The organism is Candidatus Deferrimicrobiaceae bacterium, from assembly GCA_035256765.1.
Taxonomy (GTDB): domain Bacteria; phylum Desulfobacterota; class Deferrimicrobia; order Deferrimicrobiales; family Deferrimicrobiaceae; genus CSP1-8.
The window spans coordinates 1-23,578 of the sequence record DATEXR010000084.1 but is presented as its reverse complement, the minus strand read 5'-3'; the positions used below and the strand labels follow the sequence as shown (position 1 = coordinate 23,578).

The following is a 23,578-nucleotide window of genomic DNA, read 5'->3' as shown; positions in this document are numbered from 1 at the left end:
GGTCCGACGGGCGGGTTCTTCCGCGACAGGAAGATGATCGCCTGGTAGGGCACTTCCCCGGTTCGCAACATGAATGGCGTGGATCGTCGCCTACCCCTGTTCCGGCGACGGCGATCAGGGGGTGAGGACGGCCCGTAGACGGATCTTCCCCTGGCGCATCCTCTCCAGGACGTCGTTGACCGTCGATAGCGGGTGCCGTTCCACGATCGGGGCGATTCCGTGATCGGCCGCGAACGTGAGCATCGCGTCCATGTCGTCGCGGGTTCCGATGAGGGATCCCGCGATCCGCTTCTGTCCCATGAGGAGGGCGGCGGGGATGACCTTGGCGGGTTCCGCGATGGCCGCCACCACCACGAGGGTGCCGTTCGGCCCCAGGCCCGGGATGCACTCCTCGAATAGTCGCGCCGAGATGCCGGTGATCAGGATCAGGTCGGCTCCCCCCATGCGGGCGAGCTGTCTGCCCGCCTTCTCCTTCGCGGAGTCGATCACCTCGTGGGCGCCGAGTTCCTGCGCCATCCCCTTTTTTTCCTCCCCGCGGGTGATTGCGACGACATGGGCCCCCATCGCGGACGCCATCCGGACCCCGAGATGGCCCAGCCCGCCGATCCCCGCGACCGCAACCGTTTTCCCGGCCAGGTTCCCCGCCCTGCGCAGCGGCGAGAAGACCGTGATCCCGGCGCACAGGAGCGGCGCCGCGTCCACGAGATCCAGCCCCTCCGGGATCCGGTGGGTGAAGGCGGCGGGCGCCTTGACCCACTCCGCGTACCCTCCGTGCACGGTCACCCCCGTGCTCTTCTGGGCCGGGCAAAGCATCTCGGCGCCGGACCGGCAGGCGGGGCACCGTCCGCAGGCGTACTGCATCCACGGGACCCCCACGCGGTCGCCCGGCTTCAGGCCGGCCACCTGCTCCCCCGCTTTTTCGACCACCCCGGTGACCTCGTGGCCGGGAATGATCGGGAGAGGGGTTCCCCAGTCGGCCCAGTCCCCGTCCACCAGGTGCAGGTCGCTGTGGCACACACCGCACCCTTTCATCCGGATCAGGACCTCATCCGGGCCGACGGACGGCTCCGGCACGTCCTTGATGGCGAGCGGTTTCCCAAAAGCTTCGCAGACGGCGGCTTTCATCCACCTCTCCTGGCCGAACCGTTACGCTTCCAGTTCCGTGATTTCGGCCGAATCGATAAGCTCGATGGCCCCCTGAACGCTCATCGCCCCGGGGCATTTCACGAGGTATTCGCCGAGCGCCTGCCTGGCCTCCTCCGTTTTCCCCGGGGGGACTTTCATGGTGTATCGGACCCGGATCCTGGTGATCTTCAATATCCCTCCCACGTCCTCGATGTCCCCTTCGACATCCGCCCGGAACCTGTCGCCGTACGTGGGGATCTTCCTTCCGGCCAGCACCGTGGCCAGTGTCCCCATCATTCAGCCGCCGACCGCCCCGACGATGTGGTCGAGGGTGGCGGCATGCTCCTTTTCGGGATCCACCTTGTAGAAGTTCTTGATCCCCCCGTGGACGCCGTAATAGACCGGCTCGGCGAACCCCTCGATCAACGCCTTTCGGGTAGGCCCTTTCTCCCTCGTGATGACGATCCGCGACGTGTGTACGATCTGTCCCATGGCTCCCCCCTCGCGCGCAAGTTCGTTCCTGTGGTTTTTCGGTGCGGTTCCCAGCATAAAGGTTTCGCGGGAGACGCGCAAACGGGCGGCGGGAATCGCGGCGCCGTCCTTCCGTTCCGGATTCTTCGGCGAGGGAAGGCGTTCGCATCGGGGCGAAAAACAGCCAAATTTTTTCCGGAATCCTGCCGAAGAGGATAGGGAAACGGCCGGGGAAATGACGGGGCCGTTCCTTACGGGAGGAAGCGGTTTGGCCGCATTGCTTGTCTGTTCCGTGGCGTTTCAGTTTCTCGCGGCGTTCCTGTCGATCCGGTTCGTTTTCCGCCGCCGTCTGGGAGCGCCATGGCTTCTCGTATCCGGCGCACTCCTCATCGTGGGGGGGATGCGGATCGACTCTCTCCGCCTGTATGCGCAAGACCCCGACCCTGCATCCTTCGACTTCGCGGTCCAGGTGATCGAGTTCGCCGTTTCCTTTCTGCTGGGGATCGGATTCGCCCTCACGGAGCGGTGGTACCTCCTCAAAGAGAGGCTGGAGAGCCGGTTCCATCAGATCGTGGATGTGGACCGGGCGTTGATCGGCGTGCTCGACGAGGAGAAGATCCTGTCCGTGGTGTGCGACGGGCTCGCGCAGGGGAACGGGTATCGTCTGGTATGGATCGGGACCGCGGAGCCCGACGGTTCGGTGAGCCGGGGGAAAAGCGCGGGAGAGGGACAGGGGTTCCTGTCGGAGGTCCCGCTTCGCTGGGATCAAACCCCGGAAGGGGACTGCCCCCCCGGGGTGGCTGTCCGCTCCGGGGAGGCGTGCGTGGTGAATTGCGTACCCGACGATCCGGGAACCGCGCCCTGGAGGAGTGCCGCCGCGAAACACGGGATCCTAAGCTTCGCCTCCGTCCGGATCGATGTGAAAAAATCGTCCCCCCTGGTGCTCTCCATCGGCAGCGGGCGGAAGAACGCCTTCGACAGCCTGGAGACGGGGGCGATCGCGGCGATGGCGTGTCGTGTGGGGACCGCCGTGTTCAGCGCCAGGCGTCACGAGCTTTTCGTCTGCGCGAAAAAATCGTACGGAGAGCTTTTCCAGTTGCAGCGGGACGGAGTGGTTCTCGTCCGCGGCGGGGCGATCGTGCGGGTCAACCCTGCGGCGGTCCGGATGCTCGGGTATTCCTCCCCGGAGGAACTGGTGGGGAAGAATCCCGCCGTGCTGTTCCCCGGGACGGGACACCTTCCGGTTCCTTCCCACCTGTTCCAGCCCGAAGGGGGCGACCGGGAAGATGTCGTGATCACCGAAATGCGGCAGAAGGACGATTCGCTGTTCGAGGGAGAGATCGCGGCGTCCTGGATCCCGCGGTCGGGCCGGACCGAGGAATGGGAGCGGGCGATGACCGGACCGCTCGGCATGCTCATCTTCCGCGACGTCACCCTCCGGATGCAAACCCTCGAGGAACTCCGGAAGGAGCGCGATTTCTCCGCCAAGGTTCTCGATGTCGCCGGCATGATGGTGCTCCAGCTCGGTCCCGACGGGAAGATCCTCCTGTTCAACCGCCAGTGCGAGGAGGTGACCGGCTACCCGGCGGCCGAGGCGATCGGGCGGAAAATGACCGATTTCCTCCTGTCGGAGTCGGCCCGCGATTTCCACGAGCGCACCTTCGAGCGGATCCAGGACGGACAGATCCTGCCGTCGCCGGAAACCCCGATTCGGACGAAATCGGGGGAAGAGCGGGTGGTGGTTTGGAACTATGCGACGATCCCGGGCCCGGGCGGGACGGTGCGGTCGATCATCGCGGCGGGGACCGACGTCACGGAGAGGCGCCGGTTCGAACTGTCGATCGTCACCATGCAGAAAATGGAAGCGGTGGGTACCCTGGCGGGAGGGATCGCACACGATTTCAACAACATCCTGACCGGGATCCTGGGAAATCTCGACCTCGCCCGGGAGATCGTCCCGCCGAGCTCGGCGGCGGTCAAATCGATCGAGGATTCGATCCAGGCGTCGGAAAGGGCGGCTCGCCTGATCCGGCAGTTGCTGGAATTTTCCCGTCGCACTCCGATCGAACGGCGGGCGATGGACGTGAATCGGGTGGTGCACGAGGTGGTCCAACTCTCCTCCCAGACGATCGACAGACGGATCCGCGTGTCGGTATCCGCAGCCGACGATCTCTGGCTCGCCCAGGCGGATTCCAGCCAGGTGCACCAGGTGCTGATGAACCTGTGCATCAACGCCCGGGACGCGATCATGGAGCAACTGGAGGACGGGAAGGGGGGGGGGCGGGAAGCGGAGGGGAAGTCGATTTGGGTGCGCGCCGAGAACGTCGTGATCGGGGAGGAGTATTGCCGGGTCTACCCGTATGCGCGCAAGGGGGAATACATCGTCCTCTCGATCGCCGACAACGGCGCCGGGATGGACGTGGCGACGCAGCGACGGGTCTTCGAGCCTTTCTTCACGACCAAGGGGCTCGGGCGCGGGACGGGGCTCGGGCTTTCCACCGTGTACGGGATCGTCAAGCAGCACGAGGGATGGATCACGCTCGACAGCGAGCCGGGAACCGGGACCACCTTCCGTTGCTACTTCCCCCGTTCGAAGGATCACCCGGAGGAGACGGCGCCCCCTCCGGAAACGAAACGCCCGCTCGAGGGGAAGGAGACGATCCTGTTCGTGGACGACGAGGAGATGATCCGGGATCTCGGGATGCAGATCCTTTCGATGCATGGATACCGGGTGCTGACCGCCGGGGATGGCAAGCAGGCGATCGACATGTACTGCGCCGGGAAGGATTCGATCGACCTTGTCCTTCTGGACCTGACGATGCCCCATATGTCGGGGATGGAGGTTCTGGGGCGGATCCGGGAGATCGACAACCGGGCGAAGGTCGTGCTGTCCAGCGGCTATCGGGCCGATGAGGCGGGGAGCCTGATTTCCTTTCCCGGGGCTTCCGCGTTTCTCGCCAAACCGTACCGCGCCGATACGCTGACACGCGTCGTCCGGGATGTCCTGGACGAACCGCCTTCGTGACCACCTCCGGAAGGCGGCCCCCGGTCTCCCCCGTCAGTCGACTTCGCGGTTGAGGAAGTCGATGAGCATGCGAAGCCTCCCGAAATGTTTCCGGTTGAACCGGAAGATGAGTCTCGGAAGTGCCGCCAGGTGCGGCTCGTTTTCCTCATCCGGCAGGCTGGACCCCGTCCGGAATGATCCCGCGGCGAGAAGGTCGGAGAAGTCCCGCCGAACCCGGGATTGGGCATGCCGGGGAAGCGGACGGGAAATCCGGATCACCAGCTCCTTTCCGACGTAACGCATGCTGTGGTAATTCCGGTAGAAGCCGAGGATTTCCTCTACGGCTTCCTCCACGGTATCCGTGACCCGGAAGAGGGAGAGGTCCTCGGGGGATATCAGCCCCCGGCGGAGCAGATGTCCTTCCACGAATTCCCTCCAGATGCGCCAATAGTTGCCCCCGGGCTCGTCCAGAAGAACGATCGGGAACAGCATGCCCTTCCCGGTCTGCAGAAGGGTCAGGACCTCGAATGCCTCGTCGAGCGTGCCGAACCCCCCGGGAAAGAGCGCCACCCCCTGGGACTCCTTGACGAAAAGGAGCTTGCGGGTAAAGAAATATTTCACGTGGATGAGCTTGGGGTCGCTTGCGATGATCCGGTTGGGGCCGTGCTCGAAGGGAAGGAGGATGTTGATCCCCATCGCCAGGTCCTGGCCCGCGCCGACGTGGGCGGCTTCCATGATCCCCTCGCCCCCCCCCGTGATGACCATCCATCCTTTCCCGGCCATCTCCCTGCCGAACGCCACCGCCTGGCGGTAGGAAGGGGACTCGGGAAGGGAGCGGGCGGAGCCGAAGACCGTGACCTTGCGCACGCCTTTGTGTTCCGACAGGACGCGGAAGGAGTGCCGAAGCTCCCGCAGGGCCCGGGCAAGGATCTTGATGTCCCCGCGGTCCGCACCGTCCTCGGCGAGCCGGTCCACGGTCCGGTGCATCTCGGCGATCAGCTGGTTCGAGGTGACTTTCGGGCCGTTTTCCATATCCCTATCGATGCCGGCGGGGCGGATCCGTTTCCGGAATCCCCGTCGCGCAAGGGGGTTGCTCCTTTTCCTTCAGCCCGGCCCGGATCGCCGCTCGGACGATGTACCCGGACAAGTGCATGAGGGTGTCGTTCAGGTCGGGTACGATCTCCATCGAGGCGAGACACGGGTGATGGTGGTGCCGCAACGCACCCGTGTCCCCCGCCTCCTGGACCCGGGCGCCGGGAAGGACCGACGCGACGAACCGGGCAGAACCGCACGGGGCGTCCCGCAGCACCTCCACGGAAAGCACCCGGTCGCCGTCGCGCCTGATCGACAGGATCGGGTGACCGAACCGCTCGGCGAATGCCTCGAGCAGCTCGTGGGGGCCTCCTTCGAAACTGCAGAGGGGACGAGGGAACGAAACCGCGACCCCCATCCGGTCAAGCCGCTTCCGGATCTGGTTCACCAGCCCCGGTGGGCACGCCGTCTGGTCGTCCACGGCCGCCAGCACCGCCCTGGCCCCGCACCCCTGCGCGATGTCCGGGATGAGATCCGCCGCCCCGGGGGATTCGTGGAGCGAGACGAGCAGGTCCGCCCGCGGCATCGGGGAGGGGAGAAATTCGGAAGGGTCGTCGATCACCGCCGGGAGGCGCGCCGGCAGAGGGAGAACCTCCACCTCCCATCCGGCGGGCCCGTTCTCCCGGAGGTTGGAGGCGATCCGCTCCCCGTACTTCCCCTGTACGGACACGAGAATCCTCACTCCAACTCCCCCCGGAGCATCGTCCTCACGGCGGATTCGACGGCTGCGACCGCGGGGGAGGTGCTAGGGATCCCGAGGAAGGAGTTCCCCGCCTCCTCCCATGCCGGCAGCGAAGGGTCGAACGGCATCTCGGCCAGGAGGGGGATCTCTCCCCGCGGCGTTCCTGCGTCTTCCCGCCCCCCGAACGGGTGGTTGCGCATGAGCCATGTTTTTCCCACGGGGAGCCCCAGCTGGACGGCCAGGTCCCCGATCGCGCGAGCCGCCCCCATCCCTCGCGGGGACGGGTCCGCGACGAGGATCAGGTGGTCGATCGTGCGCAGGTTTCTCCGGGACAGGTGCTCCATTCCCGCTTCGTTGTCCACGACGACCGCGCGGTAGTTCCCCGCGAGGCGGGAGAGGGACTGACGGAGCAGGCTGTTGACGTAGCAATAGCAGCCGGGCCCCTCGCCCCGCCCCATCGTGACGAGGTCGACGTCGTCGCCCTCGGCGACCCGTCGCTGGACCATCGCCTCGAGCATCTCCCCCTTGGATCGGTTTCCGCTCTCCCCGGCCAGGAGATCTTCCCGGAGCGTGCCCAGCGGCTGCGGGAGGGGGAAGCCGAGCAGGAGGTGAAGGTTCGCGTTGGGGTCCGCGTCGACCGCAAGGACCGGGCGGGCTTTCGCCCCCACGAGGGCGCGCACGAGAAGCGCCGCGAACGTGGTCTTCCCGACCCCTCCTTTCCCCGCGACGGCGATCAGCGTGGTCACGGCGGCGACCCCCCGTACCGATCGCGCAAGAGGCCCGCCAGGCCGGCGGCGAGCCCGATGGCGCGCTCCGCGTCCCCCTCCGGGACCGTGCCCAGCCCGCAGGCAGGCGTAATGAGCGCCGACTTTCCCACCTTCTCCTCCGGAATCCCGCGCTCCGAGAATTTCCGCAGGATCGCGTCCATCCGCACCGCCAGGGTTTCCGGGGTCTCCCGGCCGATCCCCTCCCGGGACGTCGGGACGATCCCGAAGGCGAGCTTCCCTCCCCGCCCGAGAAATTCCGCCACCTCCCCCGGGTAGAGCAGCAGGGAATCGGAGTACTCGAAGGCGTCGAAGGAGAGATACCGGACCTTCGTCGACAGCACCAGGCCCCAGTCCGTGTTCGCGCAGCAGTGGATCCCGCAGAGAATGTCGGGCAGGCCCTCGAAGATTTCGTCCAGGGAAGCCACCACCTCTTCCCGGGACAGGGAGAGAATCGCCGATCCGAGGGAAGCGAGATACGGCTCGTCGACGACGAGGATGACGTTCGGGGAGAGCCGCGCAAGCTGCCCGACCTGCCACTGGGCGACCCGGAGGAGGTGTTTCACGAGGATATCCCTGCCCATGGGGTCGTAATAGAGTGGGCGCTTCCCGCGGTCGGTGACCATGAGGCCGAAGGAAACGGGTCCGGTGATCTGCCCCTTCACAGCCGGGTAGGCTCCGCCCGAAAGCGCGAGGAGCCGATCGAGGCCGGCAGCCCGGTCCGCCGGGACGGCGAAGGGGGCCAGTTCCCCCGAGAGGTAGCGGGCGTAGAACTCTTCCGCCTCGGCCATCATCGCATCGCCGCACTCCACGAGGAGCTTCTCCCCCGAGAGGTTCGAGGCCGGCAGCCCGGCGGCGAACTGGACGTACATGTTCTCGAGGAACGTCCTCCGGGGGAGCTGGGGCCAGTACGGTACGGCGGGACACCCGGACAGAACGACGCGAACCGCCCGGTCGGGGTCCTCGTGCGGCAGGCTGCCTACGCCCGTGGGGAGGAAGGATCCCGGAAGATCCATCATCGTCCCCCCCCCGGGGAGAGAACCGTCCGGTAGCTCTCCTCATCGGTGTGGGGAATGAACAGGGCGCGCTGAAAGGCCTCCATGAATCCGGCATCGGACGAAAGATCGTGGTAGGTCGCCGCCGCCGCGAGCGCAAGCGCCTCCTTCCAGCGCCTCCTGCTCCGGATCGCCCCGATGGCGCCCGCCAGGGAAGCGTTGCCGAGCGGGACGTACCTTTCCATGGGGAAGGGGGGGAACACCCCGAGAGACAGGGCCGACCGGAGGTCGAGGAAATTGCCGAACCCCCCTGCGATGTACACCCGCTCCACGGCGTTGCGCGGGAGACCGACGGCCGCGAGCAGGGAGTCGGCCGCCGCGCAGAGAGCGGCCTTCGTCCTCAGGACGCTCTTGATGTCCGGGGCGGCGAAGCAGATGGCGGAGCCGGTGGCGCTTTGCTGCGCGCTCGCCACGAGGTACGCTCTCCCCCTTGCCGTCTCGGCGAACGGTGCGCCCGTCCGGGGGACGAACTGCCCGGCGCGGTCGATCAGGCCGGCGCGGAACATCTCCGCGCACAGGTCGAGGATCCCCGAGCCGCAAATCCCAAGGGGCTTGCCTCCCCCGATGACGGTCCACTCCGCGGCGAGGGTATCCGGATCGATCCGCACGGATTCGATCGCGCCGGGGTAGGCGCGCATCCCGCATGCGACCTCCCCCCCTTCGAAGGCCGGGCCGGCCGAGGAGGAGCACGCCATCAGGAATTCGTTGTTTCCCAGAGCCACCTCGCCGTTCGTCCCCACGTCGAAGAGGAGGGAGACGGTCTCCTCCCGGTGCATTCCGGAGGCGAGGACATCCGCCACGATGTCGCCGCCGACGAACCCCCCAAGGGATGGGAAAAGGCGCCACGGGGCGGAAGAGGCGGCCAGGGAACCGATCTCCTCCCCGGTCCTCACGGGATACTCCCGGAAAACCGGTTGGTAGGGCGGGTGGCGGATCGGCGCCGGGGAGACGCCGTAGAGGATGTGCGTGATGACCGTGTTCCCGGCCGCCGTCACGTCCACGATCTCCCCATCGGCGGGCGCCGACCGGAGAAGGGCGGCGATCACCTTCTCCACCCCCGACAGGAGCAGCTGCCGGAGGAGGGCGAATCCGCCCTCGCTCTCCTCGCCGTAGACGATCCGCGAGATGAGGTCCTCCCCGCAGGACATCTGGGGGTTGTCGGCGGCGGTCCGGGCAAGCAGTCTGCCGCCTACGAGGTCGATCAGCGCCCCCGCGAGGGTGCTCGTTCCGAGGTCGAGGGCCACCCCGAGAGGGTTTCTCCCTCCCGTTGCCGTGTGAAGGGGGAGAAACGGCTCATCTTCGGCCAGGTCCCGGCCTTCCAGGTAGGCTATCAGCTTTGCGGGGAGGCTCTCGGGGGGCACGGTGACGGTGATGTCTTCCCCCCCCGAGGGGCGGCATCGGCAGGCGAGCCGGACGCCCGCCCGCAGGTCCGCCCCGGAGAGGATGCCGGGGTCATTCCCGCCTGCGGCCTCGCCGGCGACGATCACGCGGCACTTTCCGCATCGTTTTTCCCCGCCGCACGGGGAGAGAAGCGGCACGCCGGCCCGGATCGCGTGGGAGAGGATCGTCTCGCCGGTAGCGACGGGCACGGAAACGCCTTGGGGGAGGAAGCGGATGGTTCCGGTGCCCGGATCAGACATCGGGGGGGGCGAAGGCGGCGGGCGGCAGCCGCCGCAGGTAGGTGGGGAGCGCGGACGATTCCTGCGGGCCCACGAGGACCCGCCATCCCGACAGCTCCTCGATCTTTCCCGAAAGACGCGCCACCATTCCCGGGAGGATCAGCGTCCGGTGGGAAACCGCGCCGGCGATCCCGCTTTCCGAGAGGATCCTCGCGATGCTTTCTCCGCTGAACTTGCCGGCGGCCCAGGCGGTCAGGACGGACATCCCGTCGCAGTCGGCGACCAGAAGGCGGGCCGGCACCCGGGACGCCTCGATGTCGGACCGGACCGTGAAATACGTGAGCGAAAAATTGGTGGTGATCAGGACCGGGGACGAGGGGGTCGCATTCCCGACCGGGTAGATTCCCGCCTCTACCTGGATGGGCTTCTGCGGGTCCGTGAAGATATTCTGACGCAGCGTGAGGAGCGGGAAGAGGTCGGCGGGGTCGTCCAAGTCCAGCACCAGGAGGGATCCGTATTTCGGCACGAGGAGAGACGCTGCGGCGAAGGGGAAGGGGAATCCGTTCCCCAGGTCGAATGCCGTGGGACAGGCGACCTCCCGGACGCGGGCGAGGATCGCAAGCCGCCGGAGGTACACCGACATCGCCAACGCCTCGGGGAGGGATGCCGGCATCGGGTCGGCCACGAGATCGCGCGCGCCCGCGGCGCGCGCGGCGTTCAGGGCCCTTTCCAGCCCGTCGATCCCCTTCGCGCGGACGACAAGGGGCAACCCGAGAGGCGCGGCAAGCCTGGCGCCCGCCTCCTCCTCCCCGGAAGGGGGGGAGAGAAGGGGGCGATCCGACCCCAGGGAGGGAAGCGCAGCCGCCAGGGCCTCGCACGGTCCCGACAGGAGGAGCGGCAGTCCCGCGCCCTCCTTCGCGGCCGCCGCCGCCCGGGCGAAACGGGCGGCATTCCCCGAGTCGCAGCGGACGGCGACCATGTCGACCGCAAGCGTTTCTCCCATCCGTTCGAAGGAGAGCGCCCGGATCCGGCGGATCCGCTCCCCGAAAGCGTCGTCGTCCAGGGCGTCGGAAATGGAGATCGCGAAGGCGGTCGGGTGGTAGAAGGTCTTCTCGTGCCGGTACAGGACCACCTCGTCCCCGAGGATGACCGCCCGCTCCCCGATCCCCACCGTGACTTTCGGCAGCGGCGGTGCGGCGGCCGCCCCGAGCGTCTCCCTGGCTTCGTCGGATGCGGGAGGGCACTGCTCGATCCCGGCCTTGCCCGCCGCGATCTGCATCGCGAAGGCGAGACAGGTGGGGAACCCGCACTCCTTGCAGTTGGTCTTCGGGAGGAGTTTGTAGATCTCGAGCGCGGTCAGCGCCATGGCGTTCCCGCGATCCCGCGAAGCGTCCTCACGTTGTCCGGGTGCCGGCAGACGAGGAGGTCGGCCCCCGCGGCGAGGCACGCCCACGCGGTCGCCTCCTCCCACCGGCGTCCCCGGTCGACCACGTCCCCCCACGACGCCTCGGTGGAGTCCATGGCCTCCCGGGCCTTCCACGAGTCTCCGAGGTGGCAGAGGATCGGACGGGCGAGGGCCGCGTCTCCCGAAAGCCCCGCCAGCCGGATCCGCTCGATGATCGAATACGTGTATTCGAGACCGTACCCCAGCCCTCCGGTCAGCGGGTCGATCAACACCCGGTGGGGCGGCATCCCGATGTCCCTAAGCAGCAGGTTCGCCTGCTTCGCCATGTTGATGTCGATCGGCGACCAGGAGACGACCCCGTGACCGTAGGCGAGCGCGGCGCCCGCAACGAGACGGTAGTTCTTCTCGTCCGCATACGAGAGGAAGACCGGTCGCGGCGCCGCTTCCGCGACGGCGGGGAAGAGCAGGGCGTCCGTCTCCTCCTCGCCGCATCCCCCGACGATCGCGGGGCACGGGACGGCCCGGAGGACGTCGCGGACGATCCCGGCCCCCCGGGATACCGTGTGCCCCCCCAGGTCGGGGTGGCACCCCGCGAGCGACAGGAAAAGAAATTGTGCGCCGCACTCCTGGACGAGGCTCCTGGCGATGGCGGAAGGGTCGGTCCCCTTTCCGCTGAGGGCGCGGGCCAGCGACGGGGGAAGTTCCTCGTCCCCGGTGCGGACCTCGATTCCGATCGAGGCGGCGTTCGGCTGTTCCCCCTCGGGCATCAGGGGCAAGGTGGTCTGCCCCCCCACGGAAACGGACTGTCCCCCTTCGCCCGCGGGCAGGGTCACCTCCACGATCCGGCCCGGAAAGGTCTGCTTCGGGAGGGTGACCGTCATACCAGCGGTTTCAGGGAAAGGGCGGGGTGCCCGACCTTCTCGAGGAATTCCCTCAGGCGTTCCGGAGTCACCGCGATCGACTCGTCGGCGATCTTGGCCAGGAGGTCCGGCATCCCGATCTCCTTTGCCCTTTGGGAAAGGCCGGGGCCGAGATGATCCTTCAATTCCCTCGTCATCCAGACGATGCGGGGGAGCCCTCCCTCGGCGGCCAGGAACTTCCTGCTCAAGAGATATTGCTTTCCGACGCCCATGAAGCCCGGCGTCTGGACGCCGCCTCCGACCGACCCCGCGAGCGTGGAGAACCCCATCCCGCAGGGGGTCTCGGCCCCCGCGTACTCGCGGTTGACCACCATGAAGCCGTTGGCCTCGGGCACGAGGGCAAGGATGCATTCGAAGCAGCCGCAGGAGGTCATGGGCGCCTCCATGATGGAGTAGAGGTTGAATCCCGGGACGGTGTTCCGGGAGTGCTCGCGGACGAAGTGATTCACCCCCTCCCAAGCTCCCTTGACGGCGTCGAGCTCGTCTCCTTTGGGCACGGGCTGGTTCGGCCCCGTCGGGGTGATCTCGTACCCGGCTTTCCCGTCCAGCCAGTTGATGGCTCCGCACAGGCCGAGCCGCTCCGGCGTGACGATGCAGACGTGGTTCGGGGCGAAGGACTGGCAGAGCGTGCAGGAGTAGAACTCTTCGACGGCATCGTCCGTCAGCGTCCTGGCCCGCGCATCCCGTTCGGCGTAGACCGCTCTCGCTCCCGCGAGTCCGGCCTGCACGTCCTCCTCCCGGGTGTGGATCGTCACCGACACCCTGTCCACGATGTTCTCGAAATCGGAGAGCATCTTGGCGTAGATCATCATCCCCAGATCCGCGAGGCGGAAGCCCCTGGCGACCGCCTCGTCGGAGATGCGGATCCAGGTGGTGTCCCGCTGGGCGACGTGCATCGTCCCCTCCCCGAAGTTGACGATCCGGTGGATCCTCCGTTCCAGGACGGACTCGAAGTCCTTCTGCATCCGGGTGCCCGCGACCGTAACCACGATCCCCAGAGGGAGCGCTCCGCCCTTTTCCACGTCGGGGATGTCGGGGCCCACGACCAGGATCTCCCTGTCGCGGACCCCGGAAAGGGGCGCGCTCGTCACGAGCTCGTACGCCGTGGTGCGTCCGCCCCCGAACTCCACATGCGTGTCCGCCTTGCGGATCCTCTCCCCCTCGTAGGCAGGGCCGAAGGCGATCGGCACGGGGACCTTCACGATCTTCGCCTTGATCCCTCGCGCCTCGATCCCGGCCCGGACCATCTCCTCGCCCGGAGCGCGGGCCAGCAGCGCGCCGGGGATCTCGGGGACGGCCTGGTCGGACAGCACCGGGAACCCGGCTTTCATGGCCCCGGCCGCGATGGCCAGGGAAAGATCGTCCAGGGGACCCAGGGCGCAGACGAAGGCCTTGACGCGATTCGCGAGGTAGGAAAGCATGGGCCCCGCCTGGCCGCGGCCGAGCCCTCCGAAGGTCAAGCCCGCCCGGACCGCGAAGTTCACGGCGTGCACGACCGCGGGGAGCGGGCCCAGGGGGAAGGTCCGGAAATCCTCTCCCATCTTGATTCCGGAAACCTCCATCTGGCCGACCACGTCCCCCGCGAGAAAGACGAGGAGCCCGACCTCCTGGAAATCCCGGACCATGGAGGCCGCCACGGCGGGGTCGGACGCCTTTCCGACCAGCACGGCGACACCCGGCACGGAGCCGTCCACCAGGAAGATCCCCAGTTTCCGCAGGACCGAGTCCGGGACGAAGCCGACGCACGGTGCGGGGTAGGGGATCCCCTCCGCGTGATGGAGCGCCTCCAGGACGTCCGCGCAAAGAAGCGTCGCCGCTCCCGCGTCCAGCGCGTTTTCCGCGGTGGGCCGTTCCCGGATCATTCCTTCCGCCAGAAGAAGAGCGGGTTCCGCCCCGCGGAGGGTGGTCACCGCAAGATCCGTCAGCCCGAAGACCACGGGGATCTCGTATGCGGTGCCGGGATATGCCAGGGGGGCGTCGGGTCCCCTGCGGGCGATGGCGGCCGAAAGGGATTCCCTCGCGAGCGACAGGATGGAACGGGCGCCGCGGATGCAGGAGGAGAAGAGGGGTTCGGTCATCGGGTTCTCCTTGGAAAGAGGAGATAAGGGGAGCCGGCCAATGGTCGGAAATTCTATCGCAAACGATCCTCGCTTCCAAGAAGAATCCAGAAGAATCCGGGGGAATCCGCCGATCGGGGAGGTGTCCATTCGCAACGGAGCGGCCCTTTATGTCTACAAACCAGCATAAATGTTTAATTATTGCTCATTCTGTCTTGCCAGGCACGCCCTGCGGTCATGCAACTCCCCGGAAATCCTCGCGGTACGGGGTTGGCACGCCGATTGCCTTTCTGATCCTCCGTCGGCACCCATCATTGCGAGGAGGGATTCTCCATGAATGCAGGGGACACCGCTTTTCTCCTTTTATCCGCAGCTCTGGTGATGCTCATGACCCCGGGCCTCGCGTTGTTTTACGGGGGGATGGTGCGCAGAAAGAACGTCCTCGGCACCATCATGCAGTCGTTCATCATCATCGGACTGATCAGCGTGGAGTGGGTCCTGGTCGGGTACAGCATGGCCTTCGGCCCCGACCAGGGCGGAATCATCGGGGACCTGACCTGGTTCGGTTTGCGCGGGGTCGGGCTGGACCCGTATCCCGACTACGTCGCCACGGTCCCTCACCAGGCCTTCATGGTCTACCAGATGATGTTTGCCGTGATCACCCCCGCGCTCATCACGGGGGCCTTCGCGGAGCGGTTCAAATTTTCCACCTTCCTGCTGTTCACCCTCCTGTGGTCCCTTCTCGTGTACAACCCCGTGGCCCACTGGGTGTGGGGCGTGGGCGGGTGGATCCGCAACCTGGGAGTCCTGGATTTCGCCGGCGGCACGGTCGTCCATATCACGTCGGGGGTGAGCGCCCTGGCCGCCGCTCTGGTGGTCGGAAAGCGCAAGGGGTTCGGCGCGGAGAACATGGCGCCCCACAACCTGCCGATGACGGTCCTGGGGGCCGCCATTCTCTGGTTCGGCTGGTTCGGGTTCAACGCCGGGAGCGCGCTGGCGGCGGGAGGACTGTCCACAAGCGCCTTCGTCGCAACCCACGTGGCGGCCGCCGCCGCGACCCTGTCCTGGGTTTTCGTCGAGTGGGTCCACCGGGGCAAGCCCACCGTCCTCGGCGCCGCATCCGGATGCGTGGCGGGTCTGGTGGCCATCACCCCGGCGGCCGGATTCGTCGCACCCATTCCGGCGATCGTCCTGGGGCTCGGGGCGGGCGCCCTCTGCTACAGCGCCGTGATGCTCAAGGGGAGGATCGGGTACGACGACTCCCTCGATGTCGTGGGGGTGCACTGCGTCGGCGGGACTTTCGGAGCTCTCGCCACGGGTCTCTTCGCCACGACGGCGGTCAACGCGGCCGGCGCGAACGGACTGTTCTACGGGAACCCGAAGCTGCTGGCTCTGCAGGCTCTCGCGGCGGGCGTCTGCCTCCTGTATTCCTTCGTGGTCAGCCTCCTGCTTCTGATCGCCCTCGACAAGATCATCGGCTTGCGCGTGACGAAGGAGGACGAGGTGATGGGTCTCGATCTGACCCAGCACGGGGAAGCCGGGTACAACTGGTAGGGTGCGTCCGGAAGGCGAGAACGCGACGAACCTCCGACAAGGTGATGGGGGCCGACCGCACCTGCCGGAGGAAGAAGGGCGCCGCCCCACGCGGCGCCCTTCTTCTTTGCGATCTCTCTACCGGTAGATGTTCATGGAGAACCGTTTGCGCGTTTTCGGGCGGGTCGCAAGCTCGAGGAACCGGTCGGTCCGGATATGCTCCAGGGAGACTTCCATGTCGTGCCTGGCGAAACGTTCCTTCAGGTTTTCGAAATTCTCCTGGAAGAAGAACGCCGTGGAGTTGTAGCCGTAGTTTACCACCTGGACCCGTTCCGAGAAGTTCATGCTCCCGTACAGGAACAGGGTGGACTCCATCGGGGCCGGCTCGATAAGCAGGAGGTCGATGTCGGGGTGGCGTCGACGGTACACCTCCATCGCCAGCTCGAGCTTGATCCGGGTGTTGATCCGGAAGGCCTGGTCGGCGATGTTGGGGAATCCCGTCTCGGTGATCGAGCCGCAGTGTCCCAGGATGGTGGGGATGCAGACGACCGTGCGGTCGTTGTACACGGGGACGGTGGGATTGATCATCAGGACGAAGCCGGCACCCGCCCCGATCGGGATGTCGAAATGTCCCGCCCTCTCGGTCGCTCCGTCCACGAAGAAGTGGTCCCCGATGCAGACGGGTTCGAAAAAGACCGGGATGGCGGAGGAGGCCTGGATGGCCCGGGATATGGGGATGTCCGAGAACCCGTCGGTGCCGAAGACCCATCGTTCCCCCCGGTCGATCTCGGTGGCGACGATGAACAGCTTCCGGGAAAGCCGGGTAAAGTCGTTCGTCCTCCCCGGGGCGGAGAGGATGCGCGAGACGTACCGCTCGAGGTTGGCGTTCGAAAAAAAACCGGCCGGAAGGAACTGCTCGAACAGGGCGAGGAAGTTGAGAAATGTCACCGGCTGATTCTCGCGCCGGAGGTAGCGGACGACGAGGCCGGCATTCCGAAGAAATCGCCACGCGGCCCGAAACAGCGGGGAGACGCGGATCTCGTAGATGTCCTCCCTCCGCAGGAGGAGGCGGTGCCCCTCCTCCCCGAGGATCCCCCTGCACATCTCCTGCACGGAGATTCCGTTGGCGAGGAACGCCGACAGAAGGCTTCCCGCGCTGATCCCGACGAAAATGTCGAAGTCCCCGGACTTCCTGCCGCGGACGATGAAATCATCGAGCGCGGAGAGGGCGCCGAGCTCGTAGACGCCCCCCGTGATTCCCCCTCCGCCCAGAATGAGCGCCGCCTTGGTCACCCCATCAAGAATAGGGATTCCCCCCGGCGGGTGCAAGGGAGGAATCCTTTGTGATATGGTAGGAAATCAACGGGAAAATCGTGCCGTTGAGGGCTACTACGACATGAAGAAAAGGATCCTGCTCCTTCTCGCCCATCCCGACGACGAAACCTTCGGTCCGGGGGGGACGATCGCGAAATACGCCGACGAAGGGGCGGAGATCTACCTTGCCACGGCGACCCGGGGCGAGGTGGGGATGGTCGGGGACCCCCCATTCACCGACCGCGCCCACCTCGGGGAGGTCCGCGCCGCCGAACTTCAGTGCGCGGCAGGGATCCTCGGAATCCGGAAGGTCTCCTTCCTCGGTTTTCTCGACGGGCAGCTCGCGAGCACCCCGCGGGAGAGGATCGTGGAAAAAGCCGTCGAGCAGATCCGCTGGACCCGCCCCCATGTGCTGATCGGGTTCGGCCCGGAGGGCGTTTCGCGCCATCCCGACCACATGGTGATGTGCTCCGTCGCCCTCGAGGCGTTCGACGCCGCGGCGGATCGGTCCCGGTTCCCTCATCAGATCGGGAGCGGCGTCTCTCCCTGGGCGCCCTGGAAGCTGTACCAGTTCGAAATCGCCCAGGAGGTATTCGACGCGTGGGGCGTACCGCTGGCGGGAGTCCCGGCGGCGAGGCTGACCACGATCGTCGATACCTCCGCGTACGTGGACCGGAAGATCGAGGCGTTCTATTCTCACCGGACCCAGGCGAAGGACTACCACCGGATTCTCTCCCGGGAGGGTTTTCGGGAGTTCTCCCGCCGGGAAACATTCGTCCTCGCGAAGTCGCGCTTTTCCTCGGTTGCCCTGCCCGAGACGGACCTGTTCGCGGGAATTCCTTCCGGGGAGCCCGGGAAACCGTGAGGGTCGGAATCTTCGGAAACGCGGGAGTCGGGAAAAGCACCCTGTTCCGGGCGCTGGGAGGCGGAAGCGAGGAATCTCCCGTTTCCGCGCGGGCGGCGGGGGTCTGCACGATCAAGGTCCTCGACGACCGCCTCGACCGGTTGGCCGCCATCTACCGCCCCAAGAAGGTAACCCCGATCTCGGTCACGTTCGTGGAGATCGACCCCGGGGACACCGCGCTTCTCTCTCCCGAGGCGGTGACCAGCATCAAAGGAGCGGATGTGCTCGCGGTCGTCCTCCGGGGATTTTCCGACGATTTTCATCCCCCCCCCGCGGGGGGGCTGAACCCGGTAAAGGAGTTCCGGGCGATCGAGTCGGATCTCGTCGTTTCCGATTACCTGGTGGCACAGAAGAGGATCGAGCGGATGACGAAGGAGGCCCGGCGGGACGCCGAATGGACCATCCTCCACAAGGCGGTGGAATCCCTGGAGAGGGAGATCCCTCTCCGGCAGGTTCCCCTCACCGCAGAGGAGAGCCGCGTCCTGGCGGGATTCCGGTTCCTGAGCCAGATCCCGATTCTCCTGGTCCTGAACGTGGCCGAGGCGGACCTTTCCGCGGAGTCGTTCCCGGAGCTCGCTGCGGCCGCGTCCTCCCGGGGAGCCTCCCTGATCCGCCTTTCGGCCAGGATCGAGGAGGAGATCTCGCAGCTGTCTCCGAAAGAGCAGGAGGTTTTTCTCGCGGAGATGGGGATCGCCCGTCCGGCGTGGGACCGGCTCGTCCGCGGCGCGTTTCAGGCCATGGATTTCGTCTGTTTCATGACGGTCGGCGGGGACGAGGTGCGCGCGTGGAACGTCCGCCGTGGAACCATCGCCTTGCATGCATCGGGGAAGATCCATTCCGACATGGAGAAGGGGTTCATCCGGGCCGAGGTGATTCCGTGCGAGGATTTCTTCCGCTGCGGCTCGATGGCGAAAGCGAAAACCGAGGGTAAATTGCGGCTGGAGGGGAAGGAGTACGTCCTCCAGGACGGGGACATCATGCACGTGCGCTTCAACGTCTGATACCGCGTATCCTGCGAAAAAACAATATTGTATTCAACTTTCGGGAGGTCCTGGACGAAAAGGGAAAATATGAAGTTTGTTCAGGGTATCGGTGCGGATTCCGAAAGGCTCTGGGGCAGGGATCTCCGGCTTCTCGTCGTCGACGACGAGGAGTTCATCCGGGGCGTTATCCGAGAACGTATGGAAATCGAAGGGTTTTTTGTGGATGAGGCGCAGAACGGCAGGCAGGCGCTGGCCAAGCTCGGGATGGGGGGATATTCCGTCCTGCTCACGGACATCCGGATGCCCGAAATGGACGGCATCGCCCTTCTCCAGGAGGCATCCCGAAGGTTTCCGGACACGGCCCGGATCGTCATGACGGCCTACGCGGAACTCGACACCGCCGTCGCGGCGATGAAAAACGGCGCGTTCGACTACATCCTCAAACCGTTCAGCTTCGACGTTCTTTTCATCACGATACGGAACGCTCTTCACAAGAAGGCGATGGAGCGCCAGCTTCAGGACCACCAGGTGAACCTGGAAAACCGGGTCAAGAACCAGACCGAACTCATCAACAAGATGTACGTCCGGGCGATCAACGCGCTGATCAAGGCTCTCGAGGCCAAGGATTTCTACACACGGGGGCACTCCCAGCGGGTGACCCGGTACTCGGTGGCCATCGGGCAGGAAATGGGCTTGTCCCCGGACCACCTCAAGGAACTGCGGCGCGCGGCCTCCCTTCACGATCTGGGAAAGATCGGCGTCCGGGATGCGATTCTGAACAAGCCGGGCAAGCTCACCGACGAAGAGATCGGCGAGGTCCTGCGGCACCCCGAGATGGCGACCCGGATTCTTTCGCCCATCCCGTTCTTCCGGAAACTGCTCCCCTCGATCCTGCACCATCACGAACGCTTCGACGGCCTCGGATACCCGGGAAGGATCAAGGGGAAGGACATACCGCTCGATTCGCGCATCATGGCCGTCTGCGATGCCTACGACGCGATGACGTCGGACCGGGCCTATCGGGCGGCGCTTCCCGCAGAGGATGCCGCAGCGGAGATCCTCCGCTGCTCGGGGACGCAGTTCGACCCGGAGATCGTTTCCGTTTTCCTGTCCGGAAGGGATGCGATCCCGGTCCGCAACGATCCTTTCACCGAAGAATGGCAGGAGGAGGAATTCTCCTCCGAGGACCCGTCGCCCGTCGGAGAGACCTGACCGCGGGTTTTCGAGCGACGGGCGGACCGGGCGGCGTGCCGGGTAGCGAGGCCGGACGTCGGATTTTTCCCGGGAGGAAGAGAGGGAACCATGGAAGAGACAACGGCGGAACGGGGCGCCTGCTTCACGCCTGGGGAGCGGGAGGAACTGCTTCGGATCGCGCGCAACGCGGCGATCGCCTGCGTCTCCGGCGGGAAAATGCCGCAGACTTCCCCCGCGCACCCGAAAATCGCCGCCCCCGGGGCGGCGTTCGTCACGCTTCGAAGCGGGGGTCATCTCCGGGGCTGCATCGGGTACACGGAGCCCCACGCCCCGCTCTACCGCGTCGTCCGGGAGTGCGCGGTCGCCGCGGCGACCGAGGACCCGCGTTTTCCCCGGGTGACGAAGGAGGAGGTTGCCGACCTGCGGATCGAAATCTCCATCCTTACCCCCTTGTCGCCGATCCGGCCGGAGGATGTCACGGTAGGCGTGCACGGGCTTCAGATCCGGAAAGGGACGAACCGGGGGCTGCTCCTGCCCCAGGTGGCCGTCGAGCACGGGTGGGACCGGCAGATGTTTCTGTCCCAGGTGTGCCGGAAGGCGGGCCTGCCGCCGGATGCGTGGAAGGAGGATGCGGAGCTCTCTTCCTTCACGGCCGAGGTGTTCGGGGAGTGACGTTCCCCCGTACGATTTGCTCCCTCAGTTTCACCTTCAGCACCTTTCCCGCGCTGTTTCTCGGGAGGGAGGAGAGGAACTCGATCGCCTGGGGGACCTTGAAAGGGGCCATGTTCCTCCGGCAGTGGTCGAGAAGGGCGTCGGGATCGGCCTGTCTGCCTTCCTTGAGCACAACGATCGCCACGGGGATCTCCCCCAGGACGTAGTGGGGGCGGGGGACGACCGCCGCCTCCGCCACGTCCGGATGCTCCCCGAGGATATTCTCGATCTCGCGGGGGTAGACCGAGATCCCCCCGACCATGAGCGTGTCGCGCTTCCGGTCGAGGAGGTACAGGTACCCCTCCTCGTCGAGGGACCCCACATCCCCCGTGTACAGCCATCCGTTCCGGAGCACCTCCGCGGAGAAGTCGGGATCCCCGGAATATCCCGCGAAGATGTTCTTCCCTCGGGCGATCACCTCGCCCAAATGGTCGGGGGGAACCTCCGACCCTTCCTCGTTCACCAAGCGGACCTCGACGCCGATCGCCTCCTTCCCCACCGACATCAGCCTCCGCATATAGGGGGCGCTCTCGTCCAACGAATGGTCCTCGGGGTGCAGGAAGGTAAGAACCCCGCCGGACTCGACCTGGCCGTACGATTGGACCATGTCGCATCCGAAGAACCGGATCGCGCGCTTGAGCAGGTCGAGGGGGATGAAAGGCCCGCCGTACTGAACTTTGCGAAGCGTGGCGAGGTTGAAGCTGTCCCGGGAGGGGAGGTCGAGGATCTGGGCCATCATCGTGGGGGTGAGAAGGACATGGGTGATCCTGCTCCGCTCGATCGCCCGCAGGACCTCCTCGGGGTCGAAGTCGTTCTGCATGACGATCCTCCCGCCGACGTACAGGAAACGCAGCAGTCTTCCGATCCCCCCCATGAACGGAAAGGGAGTGCAGGAGAGAAAGATGTCGTTCCGGGAGAGCCCGAGCTCCAGCGCGCCGGAGGCGGAGGCTGCCATGAGGTTCTCGTGGGAGAGCATCGCGCCGCGTGGACGCCCGAGAGTCCCGCTCGTGTAGATCTGCAGGGCGATGTCCGATTCCGAAACCGCGACATGGTCCAGGGGGAGGGCGGTGTCCCCGCGCCCACCCTCCAACAGGCCGGGATATCCCTCTCCGCCGCGATCGACCCGGAGAACTGCGAGCCCGTCGGGCAGTCCCGGGGGGAGGGCGGCCACCATTTCCTCGAACCCTTCGGCGAAGAGGAGGAACCGGGGGGATGCGTCCCGGAGGATGGTCCGGTGTTCCCGCGCGACGGACAGGTGGTTGAGGGGGACAAGAACTGCCCCGATCTGGGCAACGGCAAACAGCAGTTCGACGTACGAGGGGGTGCGCTGCGACAGGATCGCCACCCGGTCTTCCTTTTCCACGCCGAGGGCGGCAAGGGCCGACGCGTACCGTCGGACCCGATCCTGGAGGTCCGCATAGGAGATGTGGATCCTTCCCGAGGAAAGGGCCGTCCGGCGGGGATGGATCCGCGCGTTGTGCGCCAGGTTGTCGCGAAGGAGCAAGGGATTTCTCCCGTCCTGTCCTGATTTTTCTCCCGGGATTACAGCATATAATAGGAAAACGATTGCGCAAAGCGGGAAAGGCTCCCCATGGCAGACGACGAGATGGACGTCTACCCCATCGAGCACAAGGGGAAGGTCTACAACATCATCACCTCGTTCGACATGACCTTCCGGGAGGTCCGGGGGATGCTGGACTGGCTTTCCGAGCACAAGGCCTTTTCCCTCAGCCCGGAGGACGAGTTCATGGGGCCCGGGAAGATGTTCCACTGCGAGGTGGAAGGGGTCATGCTCGAGGTGGACGTGCAGGGGTACGAGGTGGTCGTCTACAGCCGGAGCCCGGCCTGATGCCGCCGGGGAGGAGGCCGTCCCGCATACCGTTCGTGCTGGATTTTCTCGCCCGGGCCTATCCGTCCGCCCGTGTGGTCCTCCGGTACGAAAACCCCTTCGAACTGCTCATGGCCACCGTGCTGGCCGCCCAATGCACCGACGACCGGGTCAACCAGGTCACCCCGGCGCTGTTCGCCCGGTATTCCGGCCCGGAGGCGATCGCGGCCGCCTCGCAGGAGGAGATCGAGGAGGCGGTCCGCCCCACGGGTTTCTACCGGAACAAGGCCAAGGCGCTCAGGGGGATCGCCGCCGCCCTGGTCTCCCGCCACGGGGGAGTCGTTCCGAAGACGATGGAAGAGTTGACGGCACTGCCCGGCGTGGGAAGAAAGACGGCGGCGGTCATCCTCGGCGCCTGTTTTCAGGCGGACGCTCTTCCCGTGGACACGCACGTCGCGCGGGTCTCCTTTCGGCTGGGGCTTACCCGTTCGAAGGACCCGGCCCGGATCGAGGAGGACCTCGCCTCGGCGGTGCCGGAAAAAAAGCGGTGGGAGTTCGCCACCCGGCTGGGCTGGCACGGTCGCCGGATCTGCGTCGCCCGCCTGCCCCGGTGCGGAGGCTGCGGTCTTTCCCCGGTCTGCCCGCGAAACGGGGTCACACGTACCGCCTAGCGCAGCGTCTCGCAAATCCATTGACCATCGAGCCCGCCTCCGCGCACGGGCTCGCGGGGGGCTTCCTCGCCGCTACGCTCGCGTCCTCGCGCCCGCTCGCTGCCGGTTCCGCTCGACGCAAGTTCCCCCTCGCTCCACAGGCCGCGGCGAGGAACCCCCCGCAGCGCCCTGTGCGCAGAGGCGGACTCGATTGTCAATGTAGTAACGCGACGCTACAGCAGCTTCCCGGCGAAAGCGTCCGGCTCA

The 23,578-nt window shown here is 66.3% G+C and carries 21 protein-coding genes; 8 read left to right on the top strand and 13 right to left on the bottom strand.

Annotated elements, in window-relative coordinates; all coding sequences use genetic code 11:
- Positions 1-114: 114 nt before the first annotated feature.
- The 3 genes from VJ307_02715 to VJ307_02705 are packed head-to-tail and all read right to left on the bottom strand — an operon-like array spanning position 115 to position 1,617.
- Positions 115-1,125, bottom strand: coding sequence for an alcohol dehydrogenase catalytic domain-containing protein (locus tag VJ307_02715; GenBank protein HJX73042.1), 1,011 nt, complete (start codon positions 1,123-1,125; stop codon positions 115-117).
- Between the two features lie 21 nt (positions 1,126-1,146).
- A complete protein-coding gene (locus tag VJ307_02710) occupies positions 1,147-1,422 on the bottom strand; it encodes a hypothetical protein (protein ID HJX73041.1) in 276 nt (91 codons plus the stop codon).
- Entirely contained in the window at positions 1,423-1,617 is a 195-nt protein-coding gene (locus VJ307_02705) for a hypothetical protein (protein ID HJX73040.1), read from the bottom strand. It lies immediately after the preceding gene.
- A 271-nt stretch (positions 1,618-1,888) separates the two neighbouring features.
- On the opposite strand from VJ307_02705, the gene VJ307_02700 reads away from it, so the two are divergent.
- Positions 1,889-4,621, top strand: coding sequence for a PAS domain S-box protein (locus VJ307_02700; protein ID HJX73039.1), 2,733 nt, complete (start codon positions 1,889-1,891; stop codon positions 4,619-4,621).
- A 33-nt stretch (positions 4,622-4,654) separates the two neighbouring features.
- Here the strand turns inward: VJ307_02700 and VJ307_02695 are convergent, their stop codons facing one another.
- The 8 genes from VJ307_02695 to acsB are packed head-to-tail and all read right to left on the bottom strand — an operon-like array spanning position 4,655 to position 14,215.
- Positions 4,655-5,632, bottom strand: a complete 978-nt coding sequence (locus VJ307_02695; protein HJX73038.1) for a TIGR00730 family Rossman fold protein — start codon at positions 5,630-5,632, stop codon at positions 4,655-4,657.
- Between the two features lie 4 nt (positions 5,633-5,636).
- On the bottom strand, positions 5,637-6,374 hold the full coding sequence (locus tag VJ307_02690) for a DUF166 family protein (protein ID HJX73037.1): 738 nt from the start codon (positions 6,372-6,374) through the stop codon (positions 5,637-5,639).
- Positions 6,371-7,120, bottom strand: coding sequence for an AAA family ATPase (locus VJ307_02685; GenBank protein HJX73036.1), 750 nt, complete (start codon positions 7,118-7,120; stop codon positions 6,371-6,373). Before VJ307_02685 ends, VJ307_02690 begins: the two co-directional genes overlap by 4 nt.
- Positions 7,117-8,157, bottom strand: coding sequence for a hypothetical protein (locus VJ307_02680; protein HJX73035.1), 1,041 nt, complete (start codon positions 8,155-8,157; stop codon positions 7,117-7,119). The genes VJ307_02685 and VJ307_02680 overlap by 4 nt, the downstream gene beginning before the upstream one ends.
- Positions 8,154-9,833 carry an ASKHA domain-containing protein gene (locus VJ307_02675; protein HJX73034.1) on the bottom strand — a complete coding sequence of 560 codons (1,680 nt, stop codon included), beginning with the start codon at positions 9,831-9,833 and terminating at the stop codon, positions 8,154-8,156. Before VJ307_02675 ends, VJ307_02680 begins: the two co-directional genes overlap by 4 nt.
- The gene (gene acsC, locus VJ307_02670) at positions 9,826-11,178 is read right to left on the bottom strand and encodes an acetyl-CoA decarbonylase/synthase complex subunit gamma (protein ID HJX73033.1); all 1,353 of its coding nucleotides are present in this window, start codon (positions 11,176-11,178) and stop codon (positions 9,826-9,828) included. Before acsC ends, VJ307_02675 begins: the two co-directional genes overlap by 8 nt.
- The gene (locus tag VJ307_02665; GenBank protein ID HJX73032.1) at positions 11,169-12,098 is read right to left on the bottom strand and encodes a hypothetical protein; all 930 of its coding nucleotides are present in this window, start codon (positions 12,096-12,098) and stop codon (positions 11,169-11,171) included. Before VJ307_02665 ends, acsC begins: the two co-directional genes overlap by 10 nt.
- The gene (acsB, locus tag VJ307_02660) at positions 12,095-14,215 is read right to left on the bottom strand and encodes an acetyl-CoA decarbonylase/synthase complex subunit alpha/beta (GenBank protein ID HJX73031.1); all 2,121 of its coding nucleotides are present in this window, start codon (positions 14,213-14,215) and stop codon (positions 12,095-12,097) included. Before acsB ends, VJ307_02665 begins: the two co-directional genes overlap by 4 nt.
- Before the next feature lie 312 nt (positions 14,216-14,527).
- Here acsB and VJ307_02655 point away from each other — a divergent pair, with 312 nt between their 5' ends.
- Positions 14,528-15,748 (top strand): ammonium transporter, encoded by a 1,221-nt coding sequence (locus VJ307_02655; GenBank protein HJX73030.1) that lies wholly within the window; start codon positions 14,528-14,530, stop codon positions 15,746-15,748.
- Between the two features lie 117 nt (positions 15,749-15,865).
- Here VJ307_02655 and VJ307_02650 read toward each other — a convergent pair whose 3' ends face one another.
- Positions 15,866-17,020 (bottom strand): patatin-like phospholipase family protein, encoded by a 1,155-nt coding sequence (locus tag VJ307_02650; GenBank protein ID HJX73029.1) that lies wholly within the window; start codon positions 17,018-17,020, stop codon positions 15,866-15,868.
- Positions 17,021-17,123: 103 nt separating this feature from the next.
- On the opposite strand from VJ307_02650, the gene VJ307_02645 reads away from it, so the two are divergent.
- The 4 genes from VJ307_02645 to amrA all read left to right on the top strand — a co-directional run bounded on the left by VJ307_02645 (position 17,124) and on the right by amrA (position 20,794).
- Positions 17,124-17,906 (top strand): PIG-L family deacetylase, encoded by a 783-nt coding sequence (locus tag VJ307_02645; protein HJX73028.1) that lies wholly within the window; start codon positions 17,124-17,126, stop codon positions 17,904-17,906.
- Positions 17,903-18,946, top strand: a complete 1,044-nt coding sequence (locus VJ307_02640) for a DUF933 domain-containing protein (GenBank protein ID HJX73027.1) — start codon at positions 17,903-17,905, stop codon at positions 18,944-18,946. Before VJ307_02645 ends, VJ307_02640 begins: the two co-directional genes overlap by 4 nt.
- 69 nt (positions 18,947-19,015) lie before the next feature.
- Positions 19,016-20,140 (top strand): HD domain-containing phosphohydrolase, encoded by a 1,125-nt coding sequence (locus VJ307_02635; protein HJX73026.1) that lies wholly within the window; start codon positions 19,016-19,018, stop codon positions 20,138-20,140.
- Positions 20,141-20,230: 90 nt separating this feature from the next.
- The gene (gene amrA / locus VJ307_02630) at positions 20,231-20,794 is read left to right on the top strand and encodes an AmmeMemoRadiSam system protein A (GenBank protein HJX73025.1); all 564 of its coding nucleotides are present in this window, start codon (positions 20,231-20,233) and stop codon (positions 20,792-20,794) included.
- Here amrA and VJ307_02625 read toward each other — a convergent pair.
- Positions 20,769-22,337: an AMP-binding protein gene (locus VJ307_02625; protein ID HJX73024.1), complete on the bottom strand. Its 1,569-nt coding sequence runs from the start codon at positions 22,335-22,337 to the stop codon at positions 20,769-20,771. The genes amrA and VJ307_02625 overlap by 26 nt on opposite strands.
- Positions 22,338-22,424: 87 nt before the next feature.
- Between VJ307_02625 and VJ307_02620 the strand changes: the two genes are divergently transcribed.
- Together VJ307_02620 and nth are read left to right on the top strand one after the other, a co-directional pair.
- The gene (locus VJ307_02620; GenBank protein ID HJX73023.1) at positions 22,425-22,682 is read left to right on the top strand and encodes a hypothetical protein; all 258 of its coding nucleotides are present in this window, start codon (positions 22,425-22,427) and stop codon (positions 22,680-22,682) included.
- 35 nt (positions 22,683-22,717) lie between these two features.
- Positions 22,718-23,332, top strand: a complete 615-nt coding sequence (nth, locus tag VJ307_02615; GenBank protein ID HJX73022.1) for an endonuclease III — start codon at positions 22,718-22,720, stop codon at positions 23,330-23,332.
- Positions 23,333-23,578: the final 246 nt, after the last annotated feature.